Origin of the sequence: Algoriphagus sp., assembly GCF_039969895.1 — a bacterium.
Lineage (GTDB): Bacteria > Bacteroidota > Bacteroidia > Cytophagales > Cyclobacteriaceae > Algoriphagus.
Map to the genome: position 1 here is coordinate 130,266 of NZ_JBDVMZ010000012.1, position 14,535 is coordinate 144,800.

Sequence of the window (14,535 nt, forward strand, 5' to 3'; positions counted from 1 at the left end):
TATATTCACCTTCTAATGCTATAACTTTTAACCCTAAAAATTTTCAGCTATGATCAGAAAAGCAACCGCCGTATGGCAAGGAACAGGTAAAGATGGCAAAGGTAAGTTGACCACGCCAAGTTCTGTACTAGACAAAACCCAATATTCATTTGGATCCAGATTTGAGAATGGGGTCGGTACTAATCCTGAAGAATTAATCGCTGCTGCTCATGCAGGATGCTTCGCGATGAAATTGAGCTTCAACCTACAGGAAGCAGAGTACACAGCAGAAGAATTAGATGTCACTGCAAACATCACATTTGAAGATGGCGTACTAAGCAAATCTCACTTGGTACTAAAGGCAAAAGTAGATGGGATCTCTCAGTCTAAATTTGATGAATTAGTGAAAGATGCTGAGAAAAATTGTCCGATTTCCAAAGTACTGAATTTGGAGATCAGCGTAGAAAGTACGTTGAATTAAGTGGCAAAATTTAAGACTTAAAAACGGCGCTTTGTTTCTATTCAAAGCGCCGTTTTTATTACCGTAATTTTAACTTACCAATCCACAACTTTGTCATTCAATTACCATCTTCTCTTTTTCCAGCTCTCCTGTTGCTCAGGATTTAGAAAGGTCCAGGCGATAAATCTACTTTTCTTATTGCCAAGTGTCATATCGTAAATCTTACGATCAGCAACTCGCGCTTTTTTCAATGCCAAAATGAGCTCTTTCACATGCTCCTCTTTCGATACAATCGAGGTAAACCAAAAGCAATTGTATTTGTACGTGATACTTTCTCGGATCATCTTTTGAATAAAAGCTGACTCTCCGCCTTCACACCAGAGCTCGTTGGACTTTCCTCCGAAATTCAGAGTAAGCTTCTTCCCAACTTTTCCTTTAAGGTTTTTCACTTTTCTGCTGCTTGCAGCTTCTGCCGCAGCTTGCGACTCGTGAAAAGGTGGATTACAAATCACCGCGTCAAAGACATCGTCTGACTTGATGATTCCCGCCAGGATCTCCTTGGGATTCTCTTGAAGTCTCAAGGTCACTTTCCCTCGAAATTGAGGATTTGCATAAAGATTCTCCTGTGCAGCATCCAAGGCTATTTCGTCTATCTCCGAGCCTATAAAACTCCAACCATAAATCGAGTTTCCAAGCATTGGATAGATACAATTTGCGCCTGTACCTATATCCAAGATTTTAATTTCTTCCCCATTTTGAAGCTTTTCCCCATTGCTTTTAGCTAGCAAATCAGCCACATGATGAAGGTAGTCTGCTCTGCCAGGAATAGGCGGACAAAGGTATCCATCTGGAATATCCCAGGATGAAATCTTATAAAAGTGCCTAAGTAAAGCCCGATTAAGCTCTTTGACAGCGTTAGGGTCAGCAAAATCAATACTCAAATCTCCGTATTTATTTTCTCCGACGAATTTACCCAACTCCGGCTGGGTGCCAATTAAGCTTGGAAAATCATAACGCTCGCGATGGGCATTACGAGGATGAAGGGCCGTTTTGGTAGTATTTTTCTCTTTCACATCAATTCAATCTGGCACAAAGATAAGCAGCTAGGCCGAATGATGATTTTTTTCTCCCTATTGCATAAATCAGCTTGGAGAACTAGCACTCAAAAAAGTTCGATGGATTGGATCTCCAGACGAAAAGACTGTGGCTTTTTGTTGCCGATTAAAAATGCCATTTCTTCGATCTTTTCTTTATCGAAATTGGGGATAGATAGATTTCTTCCCCGATAGGCTGGATACATCGCTGATAGCTGAATATCTATCGTTTCCCATCCCCCAGACGTCTGGAAGTCAGCGATATAGGAATGACGATCGTTGGCGCTTGCTTTTACGCGAAACTGATAGCTACTTCCATCTCCCTTCAATCTGATTTTTATGGTTTTCCTAGCTTGAACCTGAAAGGTAGCTCTGTGTCTGACGGAAGAAAACCCTCCGTTATTCTCTAAGGATACTGTCCCTTCAAACACGCCATTTCCTTCCTTAGATATGCTAAAGGATCCATCAGACCTTCCGCCCATCACTACATCATCGACAATTCTCCAATCTGAAGGCGAGGAATTTTTGTCAAACTGATAGAGCATAAGCGAAACGGAAAATAAAGTCATTAAGAGTGTAGCTTTCACACCTTATAAAAGCTGTGAGATTCAAAATTGTTTGGAAACTAGGGTAGTTAATCCACCTCAAAAATCAACTTCATCGTAATCGAAGCAGTTTTGTTTTTGTCGGCGGTGTTGAATGTTCCGCCCCAAGAATAGTCTTCGCCGGAGTTTTGGCCAGTGATCTGAAAGATCCCCATATTGGCTGAGATCAGATCGCCGAGGTCACCTTTGGAGTTTTCGGCGATTCGCTCGGCTCGGATGCGGGCATCTTCTGTGGCCTTGGCGATCATCTCCAGTTTGAGAGATTCCAACTCAGTGTAATAATATCTAGGCTGCTGTGAGTAGAAGGCTATTCCCTGATTCAGCAGCTCAGTGATCTCACGGGAGATTTTCTCTACTTTTTCTACATCGGTAGATTCGATTTTTAAGGATTGATTCAAAGTATATCCATCAAAAGTTTGTCCTAGGTAGCGGCCATCGTTGGAATAATTCTGCTGATATTTTGGATTGGTATTTACTGCGTTGAAGATCAACTTCTCAGCGGGAATACCATTGGAAATTAAATAGTCTGATACCAGTTTGCGGTCTTTTTCCAGATCAGCATAGGCAGATTTCAGATCGAAGCTTTCCCGGCTGAAGTTTCCCTCCCACACGACTAAGTCAGAAGTGAAATTGCTTTCTCCCAGACCTGTGACATTGATTGTGCCTTGAGGCCGGTTTCGGTTGATAATAGCGTTTCCCAATACGATAGATGCAATGACGATCGCAACGGCGAAAAGAATAGCGGACAGATTTTTTTTCATGGTATTTAAAAATTAGTGATTTGCTGGAAAAGTTAACAAATAACCCGCCAAGAAGCAGGTTAAGGTATAAGATTCAGGGATTTTAAGATTTAATAGACTCTTTGCTTAAACTCCTGATCTTTTGGATTTTCCAAATCAATCAAATAGCCATTGACAACCGCATATTTTCTCAGTCCGTCCTTCTCCAAAAAGAAATTGGTGGGTTCTCCCGTTTTCCATCCTGAGGAGAATGATTCAGTACTTTTCAACACTAAAATTGGAAGGCTATGAAGATCGCCTTTTACTCCATTCTTTACTTTCACTGCCAAATATCCTTGCTTCAAAAGCTCTAATGTCTTCGCCTTATCTATAGCAGATACCGACTCAAAAGCAGTTTCATATACTTTTCCCTCCACGTACTTTAACCCAGAGGCATCAAATTCCTCCAGTCCATAGTACACCTGAAGGTCTCCCAGATCATCCACCGAAGCAGACATGTAATAGGTATTGCCAACTGTCATATCCCTTCTTCTGATTCCCAGATCTACTGGGTAATATTTGCCGTTAACTGGTACCTGAACTTCATTGATCAGCAAATCGACCAATTGCAGGTCATTATCAGGAATCTCGAAATACTGATCCACGGTGTATCGCTCGTAGCTTTTAGTGGCGATTTGTTCTAATGCATTCAGGATAATCATAAAGTTCAGCTGACGAATGAATTGCTTTTCCGGGTCATTTGGATATCCTCCAGACTCAATCAAAATCGTACTCGTTCCCCATTTGGTGATGTTGTCCCCAAAGGCCCTCGGCTCAAAGGCATCATCATATCTTCCCACATGGCCCGGTACCACTTCCTGTAGTATTTCGTTCATTCCTACGATGGTTTGCATCGCTTTAATCCGTACGGCATTGATATCCGTAGCATAGTTATAGGCCGGTGCCAAAACGGAAATCGTAGCTTGTTTTGGCGTACCAGATGCATTGTAATAGATCTGCTGATCGTGGAGATTAAAACCGAATTCAGGATCAAAGTCATCCCGCACTGCTTTCAAAATGACTGCCTCAGGAGATATTTGGGAGATTGCATCTCTATTCAAATCTATATCCAACGCATTCCTGCGCTTGAATTGTTCGGCTCCATCGGGATTAATCATGGGGATGAATTTAAGATGGAGAGTAGATCTTAAAAGCGTACGCAGTTCATCGTAATCATCTCCGCTGCCCGCCAAGAAATTAAACAAATCAAAAAGGGACATGGTAGCCGTGCTTTCATTTCCATGCATTTGGGACCAGAGCATGACTTTCGTCTTGCCATCCCCCCAATCCAAACTCGAAATGCTTCTTCCCTCCACAGATTCCCCTAGCTTTTTCACCTCAAAACTAGCTGAATGCTGCTGAATCAAAGGCTGAAGGTCTGCATGCTTAAACCTGCGATGCGTAATAGCACCTTCCTCATACTTCGAATAGGCATCCTCCAGCCGAGCGGGGGAGGTAGAAGTTGAAGTTGAGATATTTGCTGTTTTACAACTAACTACTGAAATCAAAAACAGCAAAAACAAGCTGATTGAGCATTTGGAATTGGCTTTCATAATTATTTCTATTTACCTTCAATAAAATGTAATACTACCTATCAATCAAGGGAAATACACGTTATTTTTGCCTTAAATCGAATAATCTCCAAATGAAATTATCCTATCAAGTAGTCGATCTCCCACTTAAACACACCTTCACTATTGCTCATCAAAGTCGTGATGTTCAAGATACCATCATCGTAAAACTGCAAGATGAAGCATTTTATGGATTAGGAGAATCTACTACCAATCCATTTTACGGCATGACGATTACTAATATGTCGGAATGTTTAGAGAAAATCAGACCTATCGTCGAAAAAGGTGATTGGGAGACTCCGGAGCAACTCTGGGAACTGGGCAGAGAAGTCTTTAAGGAAAATCCTTTTGCCCAATGTGCACTGGACATGGCTGCTTGGGACATTTATTCCAAAAAGCAAGGGAAAAAATTATACGAGCATCTGGGATTGAATCCTGCTACTATTCCGACTACGAATTTTACGATTGGGATAGATACGCTGGAGAAAATGGTGTCGAAAATGAAAGAGGTTCACTGGCCTATTTATAAAATCAAACTGGGTACTTCGGATGACTTGGCGATCATTCGTGAATTGAGAAAACATACGGATGCTGTTTTTAGAATAGATGCCAATTGTGCCTGGACGGCTGAGCAAGCCATTAACTATTCGGTGGAGTTGGAGAAATTAGGTGTAGAATTCATGGAGCAGCCACTTGGAAAAGACGATTTGGAGGGCATGAAAGAAGTGTACAAACACAGCAAATTACAGGTGATCGCCGATGAAAGCTGTATCGTAGAATCTGACGTGAAGAAATGTCATGGCCTATTTCATGGAGTAAATGTGAAGCTGGTAAAAGCTGGCGGAATCACTCCAGGTCTCAGAATGATCCATGAAGCCAAAAAGTTGGGAATGAAAACCATGGTCGGATGCATGACCGAATCATCTGTGGGAATTACTGCTATCGCCCACATCGCTCCACTCTTAGATTATGTGGATATGGATGGCGCAATGCTACTTTCCAAAGATCCGGCAAAAGGCGTGGTCATTACCACCGATAAAGTGACATTTCCTGAAGGAGATGGAATCGGGGCTGAAATGGTTATTTGAGTTATGAGACTTTAGACGTTAGTATCAAGATAGTAGAATCAAGATTCCAGAACCGAGAAACTAGGGTCAATACTTAAGAACAAGTATGTTGAAGTCGATCAATAAATTGAGATAGTTTGCTTGTTAAGATCAGGGCTGAAAGCCCCGAATAACTTAACCCAGCTCAATAGGGCTGGGTTTATAATGAGAAAATCTTTCCTGCAAGCTCTGAAGGAGCGAAATAATGCAGCATCCCTTCTAACCCAAAAAGCCAGCGCGACTTACATCACGCTGGCTTTTTTTGAAGATTCAATTATATGCTCAGCAACACCGAACATCGGTCACCAAACATCCAATAACTAGTTAGCCCTCACTCACGATCAACTTAAACCCTTCACCGTGAACGGTAATGATCTGTACATTTGGATCATCTTTTAGAATCTTTCGGATCTTGCTCAAATACACATCCATGCTTCGAGCATTGAAATAACTGTCGTCACCCCAGATTTGCTTTAGCGCATGACTTCGGTTGACCAAGCTATTGATCTCTGAGGCAAGTAGGCGAATCAATTCATTCTCTTTGGAGGTAAGCTTATGGCGTCCCTTAGGACCGTCCAGGTATTGTTCATCATAATGCAGAACAAAACCTCCAAATGAATAGACCTTTAGAGGATTGACATCCTCGCTTTTGTGGGTTCTTCTCAAAATAGCGTTCACACGAAGCAACAATTCTTCCATGCTGAAAGGCTTGGTCAGGTAATCGTCAGCGCCAATTTTGAGACCTTCTATGATATCATCCTTTTGGTTTTTGGCAGTGAGAAAAAGAATCGGAAGGTTTTCTTCTACTTTCTTAATTTCCTTAGCCAGCGTAAACCCATCTTTTTTAGGCATCATGATATCTAATAAGCAAAGGTCATATTTACCCTTTTTATACTTATTCCAACCTTCCTCCCCATCACGGCAAAGCGTAGGCTCATACCCTTTCATTTCCAGATATTCCTTGAGGATGTCTCCCAAATTTGGATCGTCTTCGACCACTAATAGTTTCGCTTTACTCATTGTTTCTTTGGTAAGTTTATGGTGAATGAGCTTCCTTTTCCAAGTTCGCTACTTACTTTTATTTCGCCTTTGTGCGCTTCCAACATGGTTTTGACATAGGAAAGTCCCAGACCAAAACCTTTGACATCATGCACGTTGCCAGTAGGAACACGATAGAATTTATCAAAAATTTTCCGCTGGGCATCCTTATTCATCCCTATTCCTTCATCGGTAATGGTAATATAGACCTGATCAGCGTCATCTTTGGCTTCAATTCTGATAGTTGGAGCATCAGGCGAATACTTATTTGCGTTGTCCAGCAAATTGTTAAATATATGAGTCAAGTGAAATAAATCACCTTGGATCATAGGCTCATTCAGCTCATTGACAAAAATGATTTGCCCACCTTTCTTCTCTACTTGCAGCCCAAAATGATCTACCGTAGTTTCCAGAATCTCAGCTAAGTTCACCGCCTCAATTTTCAGTTTGAAGTCTTTCTTATCCAACGCGGCAGCTTGAAGAACGTTTTCCACTTGAGAAACCAAGCGTTTATTTTCGTCTTTGATAATCCCCAAATACCTTGCCCTGAATTTATCCTGACTAGAAAGCTCAGGATCTTGGAGTGCCTCTACTGCCAGACTCACCGTAGCTAGTGGAGTCTTGAATTCATGGGTCATGTTATTGATAAAGTCGTTCTTGGTATCCGAAAGGGCTTTTTGCCGGATGATCACCTTGATCGCATAGATAAAACACGAGATAATAACTGCTATAAAGAGTATGGAGCTAGAAATGGGAAGCCAGACTTCACGGATCACGTGATTTCTTTTCTCCGGAAAGTACAGGTAGAGGTAATTGTTTTTACCAAGTATATCGTTGGGGAAAAGCTTAGCCTGTATGCCCTTTTGCACCAAAGTAAACTGTTCCTTGACGTTGCCAATAGGCATAATCAACCCGTCCTCTTTCATCAGCCCGAGCTCAAAATCTTCTAAGATATTCTGCTCAAGCAAATACCCTTTGAGCAATTTCCTTACCTGCGCAGTATCTAATCTATCGAGAATCGCCTGCTGACCAGCAGCCATCTCTTCCCACATTTTATTGAAAAACTCGATCTTCCGATTGGCTTTTGCGATTTTTTCTATGGCATCGGGATTCAAGTTTAATTCAGGAAATCCATACTGGAAATTTTGTTGTGAAGCTACCGGCCTACGCTGTTTAGACGATTTTTCTACTCTATCTAAGTATTCATATTGTCGCTGCTTTTCCTGTAGCAACACTTCCATTTCATCGGGTGTAAAAATCTCTGAGGCCACCTCAGCAGTCATGTAAGTGAAAAAGGTTTCTAGATCATCCAACACATTTTTATCTACCCCGCGGGACTCCAGAATTCTCTTAAACGTAGGGCTAACCTTAGGTGCAGATTCCTGAAAAATAGTATCCACTAAAGAAGGTCTAGTTCCTGTATTAGGTCTCGATCTATATTGAATTTCCAAGGGATCAATTTTCTCAAACAATGACTTCTGAACAGCTGAATCCTGATACAAGAAGCTGTAGATCATATCAGAATTCTCCCCTTTTTCTAATTGCTCTATCGTCCCATTCAGTGCTTGGAGCACATTTTGGTCAAAGCGCTCACTGTTGATGCGTATAGCATTGGTCACCCAGTAGAATTGAAATCCCATCAAACCAAAGCTAGCCAGGGACATCAAAACGACTATTAGAATGATGTTACTTTTCGACATGATACAAATTTAAACCTATAATCAGGTCAGATGGAGGGCTTAACAATATTTAACCGCAATAAAGTAATGGAAGTGTAGGTCTGTTTCGGCTTCGTCTTTTATATTTATGGCCAAGAATAGCGTTTTCTTAATTACACTTATAACGCATGAAAATAGGGGGCAGCTGCCTCCTATTTTTGTTATTTGGCTATCTTTGCCCCCAAATCTCAGCTCATGACCTCACCTCATCATCCTATTCAAATCCAAGAAGTAAGCCTTCAGTCCATCGCTCAAGAATTCGGAACTCCAGTCTATGTATATGATGGAGAAAAAATAGTAAACCAAATCAAATCCCTGCAAGCTGCTTTTGCTACAGTTCCTCTGAAGATAAAATACGCTACCAAAGCGCTATCAAACATCAGCATTTTGAAGCTGGTAAAAAAGACTGGAGAAGGCATAGATGCAGTTTCAATTGAAGAAGTGAGGATAGGTATGCTTGCTGGTTTTGAAGCTTCGGAGATCATGTACACGCCTAGTGGAGTAAATTTCAAAGAAGTGCAGGAAGCAGTCGAATTGGGCGTCATGGTCAATCTTGATAGTATTTCGCTCATGGAAGATTTCGGTGCTTTATATGGAGGCACAGTTGCAGCTTGTATTCGAATCAACCCGCACATCATGGCTGGCGGAAATGCAAAAATTTCAGTCGGCCATAGTCAGAGTAAGTTTGGGATATCTATTCAGCAGCTCCCAGAGATTCTGGATGTAGTAGAAAAATACAAGATCAAGATCGTAGGTCTTCATATTCATACCGGATCTGATATATTGGATGCAGAGGTCTTCCTGAAAGGCGGAAACGTGCTTTTTGAGGCAGCCATGAGTTTCCCGGATCTGAAATTTTTGGATTTTGGAGGAGGGTTCAAAGTCGCTTACAAGGCTGGCGATCCGGCTACAGATATGGAAGAAGTTGGGACTAAAGTATCAGCCGCTTTCAATGAGTTCTGCGAGAAATATGGCAGAAAATTAGAGCTGTGGATCGAACCGGGCAAATTTCTAGTAAGTGAATCAGGATATCTCATTGTAGAAGCTACTGTAGTGAAAAATACGCCTCAACTCACATTTGTGGGAGTAGATTCTGGGCTAAATCACCTGATCAGACCGATGATGTATGACGCATTTCATGACGTTTACAATCTAAGCAATCCGGCTGGAGAGCCGAAGCCTTACCACGTCGTAGGGTATATCTGTGAAACTGACACTCTAGCCAAAGACCGCATGCTGGCTTCTGTCTCTAAGGGAGACCTATTGGTATTCAAGAATGCCGGAGCCTATGGAATCAGCATGTCCTCCAATTACAACTCAAGGTTGAGACCTGCCGAAGTATTGATCTGGGAGGGAAAAGCTCACTTAATCCGAAAGCGTGAGGAATTTGAAGACCTGATTAAAAATCAGGTAGTTATCGCTATTTAATTTCCTAATACCGCTCCAAAATTTCCTTTGGTATAATTATTGAACAATCCACCGTCAAATTGATCCTGTGCTTTTGCGCTCATTTCAATTAAAATAGATTTGAAATTTCCTTGATTGAAAGCCCCAATCATAAGCCCTAGTAGTTTCAAATCGTTAATTCATACTTATATAACCTTTGCCACTTTACTAATTCATAAATTTGTAAGGTGATGTGGCGTAGTTGTTTATGTTTAGGAAAATAATTGGTGTATTCATTACTGTTGGGGCTTTTTGTTGCATTTTTTCAACTGCAAAAGCTCAGGATACCCAGTATTCTCAATTCTATGCCGCACCTTTATATTTGAATCCAGCTTTGACAGGAGCGAGTGAACTTACCCGTGTAGGTGTCAATTATCGAAATCAATGGCCGGGCCTTGACCAAAGTTTCAACTCCTATTCTGCTTACATTGATCACTACATCTTTGACTACAACAGCGGTATTGGACTGATTTTCAATGGTAGTCAGGAAAGTATGGCTAATCTTTCGACCAATGAAATAGGCCTATCTTATGCCTATCGACTAAAACTAAGTGAATCCAATTTTTTCCGGATTGGCGGAATGGTCAGCTACATGCAACGTGATGCCTTATTCTCAGATTTAGTTTTTGGAACCCAGATAGATATCATCAACGGCACAATAGACGGCATCACAGATGAGCTCAATGGAATCCCTATCGACAGTCGTTACAGCTTTGTAGATTATAGCGTGGGCGGGATGTTTTACTCCAATAGAATTTGGCTAGGTGTATCAGCACACCACCTCTCCGAACCCAATACATCTTTTGTGGATGGTCAGATCTCCAAGTTACCCATGAAGCTATCTGCCCAAGGTGGTATCAAATTCGATCTGGGTGGAGGTTCTAGAAACTACTTCACTCACGATTTTGCTGAACGATCGGTCTCATTTGCCTTCAATTACAAACAGCAAGACCCATTCAACCAGTTGGACGTAGGAGCGCAATTCTATTTCGAACCAGTAGTACTTGGAGTTTGGTACCGAGGGCTTCCCACCAAAAATGAACTTCCAAATAATGAGTCGTTCATTGGGTTAGTTGGCCTTTCATTGGAAAGCGGACTTGACATAGGATATTCCTACGATGTGACTATTTCAAAATTAGGACTGAAAAACAGTGGTGGGGCACACGAAATTTCCCTGACTTATTCATTTTTATGGGGAGATGCTAAAAGTAGGAATCAGCGAGGAAGAGTTATTCCTTGCTTTAAGTACTAGCCATCCTAAAAAATCGCCCTATTTCTGAAAATATTTTTCAGAAAATTTAAAGTTTTTTTTGCAGCCTGATCTACAGGCTTTTTGATTTTATATCAACAAAAAAGTATCATTTCATACCTTTTTTGATTATGGTAATATTTTGGGAAAAATAATACTTTTTCTATATGCTATTCGTTTTGGCAGCTTCTTTCACCCGTCTTGCTTTTAAGAATATTTCTATACTTATTTCGCAATACTGCATAAATCTAAGAATATCATTTTGTTGTATTTGATATACATAAAATATTATTCTTAAAAATGAAATGCAGTAATCTTGATTTGTATTACAAATTAAGAAAGTTGAAAAGTCACCCCGCTTCCAACTCTTCTCGAATAATTGAAAAAGGTATATAAGACATATTCCCTAATGATCCTCTCTCTGCTTTGGAGTGTGATGAATTCAGCTACAGCCCAAGATGGTTCGGCTAAAGATGTATGGGCTTTGGAAAATGACCGAGTTACCTCTTTAAGCAGGATTACTGTAGCTGTATCTGGCAAACTTGCACTTTGCTCACATAGCGAGAAAGGAAGTATAATCCTAGATGTCCAAGGTGGTGTCGAGCCCTATACTTACCGCTGGAATACTTCGCAAACTACCAAGGATCGAACCGACCTGTTTGCTGGCACCTACACCGTAGAGATCACCGATGCCACTGGAACTATGCATGTGGAAAGAATTGTGGTGCAACCACCCTATCCTTTAATCCTTGAACCACTTCAAAAAATAGATGCTACCTGCGGGTCAGGAAATGATGGTTCTGCAAAAATAAAAGTAAAAATAGGTCGCGGTGAGCCCTATCAGATCTCTTGGAGTAATGGGCTCAAAGATACGTGGGAAGCCAACAATCTAGCTCCGGGAGTTTACTCTGTCACTGTAGCAGACAAGTTTAACTGCGATGTGACCACTACCTTCGAAATCAAAGCGGCCTCAGAAGGTATTCAAGTGACTGAGTCGATCCAAGACTTAGGATGCTCAGGACAAAATAATGGCTCTATTAAGTTAGCACTCAACGGAGGCCAAGCCCCTTTCACTTACCAATGGAGCAATGGAGCCACTTCCAAAGACCTTCTCAATATTGCAGCCGGTAGCTACAGTGTTTTAATAAAAGACCAGACAGGCTGTTCTTATCAGGCTGCTTATGTAGTCAAAGCATCTACTGCACTCGGGATTAAAGAAACGATCAAATCAGAAAGCTGTGCGGGCGCAGGAAATGGAGAAATCCAACTAAGCGTGCAAGGTGGCACGGCACCTTACACTTATAAGTGGAATACCGGACATACTTCGGCTAAGCTTGGAAGCCTAACAGCAGGCGCATATTCCGTGACTGTGATTGATGCAGCAGGATGTTCTATAGACCGACAGTTCACCATCGGAACTACTTCAGCGCTAGCGATAGAAGTGATCAATCAAACTGATGCAAAATGCACAGGCACAAATTCTGGAAGCCTAATCCTAGGAGTAAAAGGCGCTGCTGGAAAATATACAGCTAAATGGCTAGATGACCCTGCTGCAGGACTTCACAGAGAAAATCTATCCGCTGGTACCTATCAGCTAGCTGTTTCTGATGACAGTGGATGTCAGGTGACCAAATCATTTTCTATTCAGGAATCTCAAGCGTTGCAGGCTAAAATCGAAACTGCTTTGGACGTGGATTGCTCAATAGGTACAATCACCGGGGTAGCATGGGTTACCATCCAAGGAGGCAGCCAACCTTATCGAATCACCTGGAATTCCGGTCAGAATGATACGCGAGAAATCAATTATTCGACGTCGGGAAACCTCAAAGTCAACGTCACAGATGCACTAGGCTGTATTACTCAGGCTGAGGTACGAGTAGATTTCCCTACCCAGATCAATAAAGCTGGAAGACTGGATTTTGAGTACAGAAAGCTTGAAATCAGCTCCGAGCCAGCAGTACAAGTAGATGAAGAAATTATTTTTGAAAGTGTTATTTCAGAGGAATTCATAGGCTGGGAATGGACATTCGGTGATGGTAATACCTCTAAGGATAAAGACCCAATCCATACGTTCATAGCTCCAGGAACATTTGAAGTCACTCTTACAGCTTACGACATCTACGGCTGTTCCAGTATCGAGAAAAACACCATTCAAGTAAATTCACCCCTAGAGTTTATCACCATACCTAATGCTTTTACCCCAAATGGAGACGGCTTGAACGACACGTTTATCCCCAAGCTCAGAGCTGTTTCCGATTTCTCCATGGCTATTTTCAATACCTGGGGAGAAAAAATGTACTTCACCTCTAGCCTCGAGACTTCAGGCTGGGATGGAACTCACCAAGGTCAGGAATCGCCCCCTGGCAATTACCTCTACCAAATCACCTACCGCTCCAGTGAAGGTGTGCAAGTCACCAAAACTGGAGGAGTCACCCTAATACGATAGAAAATGAAACATGTGTATTTGCTTATTACCCTGAGCATTCTATGCCTAAATCTGAGTGCGCAGGACATCCAATATTCCCAGTTCTACGCCGCTCCTTTGTATCTAAATCCCGCCATGACGGGCGCTTCTGAGATGACTCAAATCGGTGTCAATTACAGAAACCAATGGCCTGGCTTAGATCAATCATTCAACTCCTACTCTGTCTATGCGGATCATTACATCTTCAGCGCCAATAGTGGAGTGGGGCTTATCGTCAATCGCTCTGATCAAAGCATGGCAAATCTGAGCATGACCGAAATCGGCGCGACTTACTCTTATAGAATGAGACTAGGCTTCCGCTCCTTCTTAAGAATGGGTGGTCAGGTGAGCTACATGGATCGAGATGCCTATTTTGGAGATCTGGTTTTTGGAAGCCAAATCGACGATCAGACCGGTGCAGTAGGTGGGACTAGCGGAGAAAATCTGGGTGAAGGCATAGGACATCAGTTTATGGATTACAGTTTCGGGATGATGTATAATAATGAAAATGTCTGGTTTGGACTGGCAGGCCATCACCTTACTCAGCCCAACATGTCGTTTGTAGATGGGGGAGAAAGCAAACTACCACTCAAACTATCTGCTCATGGAGGTGTCAAATTTGACCTTTCAGGAGGTACTTCCACCAGCTTTTTGAACGATAGAAGCGGTACTCGGGAACTTACACTCGCTTTCAATTACAAAAATCAGCGCTCATTCTCCCAACTTGATATGGGTGCTCAGGTGAATCTGCAGCCTATAGTGTTGGGTGTTTGGTACAGAGGCATACCAGTACAAAAAGACGAACTACCTAACCACGAGGCGATCATCGGGCTAATCGGAATCTCACTTGGGGGTGGGCTAGACGTAGGATATAGTCATGACTTCACACTCTCCTCCCTAGGCAATGCCAACACAGGCGGAGCACACGAAATCAGTTTACGCTACAGCTTCCTCGCTACCAATAAAAGAGGAGCCGGCAGAACAACCTCCATGCCTTGCTTTAAGTATTGATCAAAACAAAGTGGT

The 14,535-nt window shown here is 42.0% G+C and carries 12 protein-coding genes; 6 read left to right on the forward strand and 6 right to left on the reverse strand.

All coding sequences use genetic code 11. From position 1 onward, the window contains the following. Positions 1-49: 49 nt before the first annotated feature. Positions 50-460: an OsmC family protein gene (locus ABJH64_RS06725; RefSeq protein WP_348277130.1), complete on the forward strand. Its 411-nt coding sequence runs from the start codon at positions 50-52 to the stop codon at positions 458-460. Positions 461-561: 101 nt separating this feature from the next. On the opposite strand, the gene rlmF is transcribed toward ABJH64_RS06725, so the two are convergent. The 4 genes from rlmF to ABJH64_RS06745 form a co-directional block, all read right to left on the reverse strand. Next, on the reverse strand, positions 562-1,512 hold the full coding sequence (gene rlmF, locus ABJH64_RS06730) for a 23S rRNA (adenine(1618)-N(6))-methyltransferase RlmF (RefSeq protein WP_348277131.1): 951 nt from the start codon (positions 1,510-1,512) through the stop codon (positions 562-564). A gap of 89 nt (positions 1,513-1,601) precedes the next feature. Further along, positions 1,602-2,102: a CIA30 family protein gene (locus tag ABJH64_RS06735; RefSeq protein ID WP_348277132.1), complete on the reverse strand. Its 501-nt coding sequence runs from the start codon at positions 2,100-2,102 to the stop codon at positions 1,602-1,604. 65 nt (positions 2,103-2,167) lie between these two features. Continuing rightward, positions 2,168-2,899 carry an SIMPL domain-containing protein gene (locus ABJH64_RS06740; protein ID WP_348277133.1) on the reverse strand — a complete coding sequence of 244 codons (732 nt, stop codon included), beginning with the start codon at positions 2,897-2,899 and terminating at the stop codon, positions 2,168-2,170. An 89-nt stretch (positions 2,900-2,988) separates the two neighbouring features. Then, positions 2,989-4,470, reverse strand: coding sequence for a M14 family zinc carboxypeptidase (locus tag ABJH64_RS06745; protein WP_348277134.1), 1,482 nt, complete (start codon positions 4,468-4,470; stop codon positions 2,989-2,991). Between the two features lie 92 nt (positions 4,471-4,562). Between ABJH64_RS06745 and ABJH64_RS06750 the strand changes: the two genes are divergently transcribed. Continuing rightward, positions 4,563-5,576, forward strand: coding sequence for a dipeptide epimerase (locus tag ABJH64_RS06750; RefSeq protein WP_348277135.1), 1,014 nt, complete (start codon positions 4,563-4,565; stop codon positions 5,574-5,576). A 342-nt stretch (positions 5,577-5,918) separates the two neighbouring features. On the opposite strand, the gene ABJH64_RS06755 is transcribed toward ABJH64_RS06750, so the two are convergent. Beyond that, positions 5,919-6,614, reverse strand: a complete 696-nt coding sequence (locus tag ABJH64_RS06755) for a response regulator transcription factor (protein WP_348277136.1) — start codon at positions 6,612-6,614, stop codon at positions 5,919-5,921. Then, positions 6,611-8,332, reverse strand: coding sequence for a HAMP domain-containing sensor histidine kinase (locus tag ABJH64_RS06760; protein ID WP_348277137.1), 1,722 nt, complete (start codon positions 8,330-8,332; stop codon positions 6,611-6,613). Before ABJH64_RS06760 ends, ABJH64_RS06755 begins: the two co-directional genes overlap by 4 nt. Before the next feature lie 213 nt (positions 8,333-8,545). Here ABJH64_RS06760 and lysA point away from each other — a divergent pair, with 213 nt between their 5' ends. From lysA to ABJH64_RS06780, 4 genes are all read left to right on the forward strand, one after another. Continuing rightward, positions 8,546-9,778 carry a diaminopimelate decarboxylase gene (gene lysA / locus ABJH64_RS06765; RefSeq protein WP_348334598.1) on the forward strand — a complete coding sequence of 411 codons (1,233 nt, stop codon included), beginning with the start codon at positions 8,546-8,548 and terminating at the stop codon, positions 9,776-9,778. Positions 9,779-10,004: 226 nt separating this feature from the next. After that, positions 10,005-11,048, forward strand: coding sequence for a type IX secretion system membrane protein PorP/SprF (locus ABJH64_RS06770; RefSeq protein WP_348276333.1), 1,044 nt, complete (start codon positions 10,005-10,007; stop codon positions 11,046-11,048). Positions 11,049-11,454: 406 nt separating this feature from the next. Next, positions 11,455-13,491: a gliding motility-associated C-terminal domain-containing protein gene (locus ABJH64_RS06775; protein ID WP_348276332.1), complete on the forward strand. Its 2,037-nt coding sequence runs from the start codon at positions 11,455-11,457 to the stop codon at positions 13,489-13,491. Positions 13,492-13,494: 3 nt separating this feature from the next. Next, positions 13,495-14,520 carry a type IX secretion system membrane protein PorP/SprF gene (locus tag ABJH64_RS06780; RefSeq protein ID WP_348276331.1) on the forward strand — a complete coding sequence of 342 codons (1,026 nt, stop codon included), beginning with the start codon at positions 13,495-13,497 and terminating at the stop codon, positions 14,518-14,520. Positions 14,521-14,535 lie beyond the last annotated feature (15 nt).

Coding starts and splice junctions, on each gene's coding strand:
- ABJH64_RS06725 (WP_348277130.1), top strand. CDS start 50: ATGATCAGAAAAGCAACCGCCGTATGGCAAGGAACAGGTAAAGATGGC.
- ABJH64_RS06735 (WP_348277132.1), bottom strand. CDS start 2,102: ATGACTTTATTTTCCGTTTCGCTTATGCTCTATCAGTTTGACAAAAAT.
- ABJH64_RS06740 (WP_348277133.1), bottom strand. CDS start 2,899: ATGAAAAAAAATCTGTCCGCTATTCTTTTCGCCGTTGCGATCGTCATT.
- ABJH64_RS06745 (WP_348277134.1), bottom strand. CDS start 4,470: ATGAAAGCCAATTCCAAATGCTCAATCAGCTTGTTTTTGCTGTTTTTG.
- ABJH64_RS06750 (WP_348277135.1), top strand. CDS start 4,563: ATGAAATTATCCTATCAAGTAGTCGATCTCCCACTTAAACACACCTTC.
- ABJH64_RS06755 (WP_348277136.1), bottom strand. CDS start 6,614: ATGAGTAAAGCGAAACTATTAGTGGTCGAAGACGATCCAAATTTGGGA.
- ABJH64_RS06760 (WP_348277137.1), bottom strand. CDS start 8,332: ATGTCGAAAAGTAACATCATTCTAATAGTCGTTTTGATGTCCCTGGCT.
- lysA (WP_348334598.1), top strand. CDS start 8,546: ATGACCTCACCTCATCATCCTATTCAAATCCAAGAAGTAAGCCTTCAG.
- ABJH64_RS06770 (WP_348276333.1), top strand. CDS start 10,005: ATGTTTAGGAAAATAATTGGTGTATTCATTACTGTTGGGGCTTTTTGT.
- ABJH64_RS06775 (WP_348276332.1), top strand. CDS start 11,455: ATGATCCTCTCTCTGCTTTGGAGTGTGATGAATTCAGCTACAGCCCAA.
- ABJH64_RS06780 (WP_348276331.1), top strand. CDS start 13,495: ATGAAACATGTGTATTTGCTTATTACCCTGAGCATTCTATGCCTAAAT.